Source organism: Bacillus sp. 05T22 (assembly GCF_056396765.1).
Genome location: NZ_JBFTMC010000226.1, coordinates 1 through 2,003 on the forward strand (window position 1 = coordinate 1; position 2,003 = coordinate 2,003).

The following is a 2,003-nucleotide window of genomic DNA, read 5'->3' on the forward strand; positions in this document are numbered from 1 at the left end:
CAACTCCAACTACACGATTTAATGTTGTTTTATAATCTACAGTCTGACGTAATTCTGCTAATGTAGGCTCTAACTTAGATAAATTATCTCTTGCGATACCCACTATGATACCACCAATTATCGGTAGGCCCAAAATGGCGCCCTTCATTACATTAAATCCATCAGACTCTAATTTTTTATAATAGTTTACTGAGTCTAAAATTTGTTGTAGACGCTTTTCATCAGCCTCAACATCAGCACCTTGGTTTTTTAAAATCGACTGCAAGAGCTCTTTATTGCCTCCAAATGCTCTAACATCTTGTCCAATAGCGTCTCTTAATTTAGTTAATTCTTGTATTAATTGTTGTGCAGACTTTTGGTTTTGTTGAATTTCACCTCGTAAATCTGTAATCCCTTCTTTTAAAGTATCTCCATCCCCTGTATTAATCGCCTCTACTATTGTTTCATAATAATTTTCAAATGTTGTATCGTATTCAATAATGCCTGTCAATGTATCTAAAAGCTGTTTTTTTACTTGCGTATCCCATGTAACAGCATGTGCTCTTGCATTCTTTTGATCTTGTACAATTCTACCAGGTAAATCTACATATCCATTAATAGTAATTCCTTCAAAGTTCACATCTGGATTCTTAATTAACATATAAGAATAGGCATTCATAGATTTTGCAAATAACCCAGCCTTTTGCAAAGTTTCTTTCATCTTCGCTTCATTTGCTGAAAGAGACGTCTCTCCATTGTTCGTTTGTTCAATTTCACTTGCATAAGTTGCTACTGGTGAGACTACAGAAGTTGTTGTCATAGTTAAAAGCGCCGATGCAACAATTAATTTGTAAGGGATTTTATTTAGCATTTCATATTCCTCCTAATATAGGTTTTGATTATAAGTTCTATTCTTGTKTAAAAGCGATRTCTTTCGAAATGAATTCTGCATCTTTATGAATATCACTCCAACTTTGTTTAGCAGCTTTTAAATCATCAAGTATTAAAGARARTTTATGTTCTTGCATAGAGTCGATATTATCATGTAAATCTGTATAATTGGCCCCCATTTTATTCCATTGTTGTTGGATATTTGTTAGAGACAGTATCGCTTGATCCACTGTTTGATACAGATCTGTCAAAGTTGCTTTTGCGTTCGTAAGCGAAATAACTGCTTGGCTAGCAAGATCGGCTTTCGTACCTAATTCTCCGATTTTTTTAGAAATTTCGTTATAGGAGTCCATATGCTTAGACGCCGTGACACCAGCAGCTGTTCCTAAACCGATACCAGCTGCACCGAGAGCTGCAAGTCCACCAACAACAGCTGGTGTTGCTGTACCGCCAGTCACAACAATTACTACCGCTCCTCCAATGGCTGCAATAACTAAAATGGCTGCTCCTAATCCACCACCAATTGACCATGCTAATACATTGTTAAAATGCTCTGTCTGAGTAGAACGTAGCTTCTCAATTTCAGCTTGAAGTTGTGGAATCAGTGCATTATTTCCAGCTAATAGTGCCGTTAATCCACCTTGCCCATCTGGGCCACCAACATTATTTTTAAACCCTATAGAATTGTCATACAGTTTTGTTTTGAAGTCTTGTAACATCTTAATTACTTCTGTGACTTCTTGTGAATTTGTATTAATTGTAGTGATTAAATCATTTATTCCATCTTTTAACTCTGCTTTATCTTTCTTTTGTACAGCAGCTTCCAATATATCGTAATAATTTTTAAATTGTTCATCGTAATTTACAATATTACGCGCTGTTTTTTGAATCTTCGGCTTCGCTGTATCTAACCAATAATTCGCATTAATTCGTGACAGTTCCTGATTAAGGTGAATGCTTTTGAGTAATTCTGCTCCTTCTGAACCTAAATCAATACCGGATAAATTTACATTCGGTTGTTTAATCATTGTTTTTGCGTACAAATCCATTACAAGAATATTAGATCCTGTTTGAGTTAATGCTTTCTTCAGCCCTTCAGACCCTAATTCATAATTCCCTACTTTTTGTTCTTG

The 2,003-nt window shown here is 35.3% G+C and carries 2 protein-coding genes; both read right to left on the reverse strand.

The annotated features are described in order from the left end of the window. Positions 1 to 850: alpha-helical pore-forming toxin family protein (locus tag AC1DIT_RS27960; protein WP_476998589.1), on the reverse strand; the 850-nt coding region annotated here is incomplete at its 3' end. Between the two features lie 37 nt (positions 851 to 887). Beyond that, a partial coding sequence (hblD, locus tag AC1DIT_RS27965) for a hemolysin BL lytic component L1 (RefSeq protein ID WP_476998590.1) occupies positions 888 to 2,003 on the reverse strand: 1,116 nt, incomplete at its 5' end.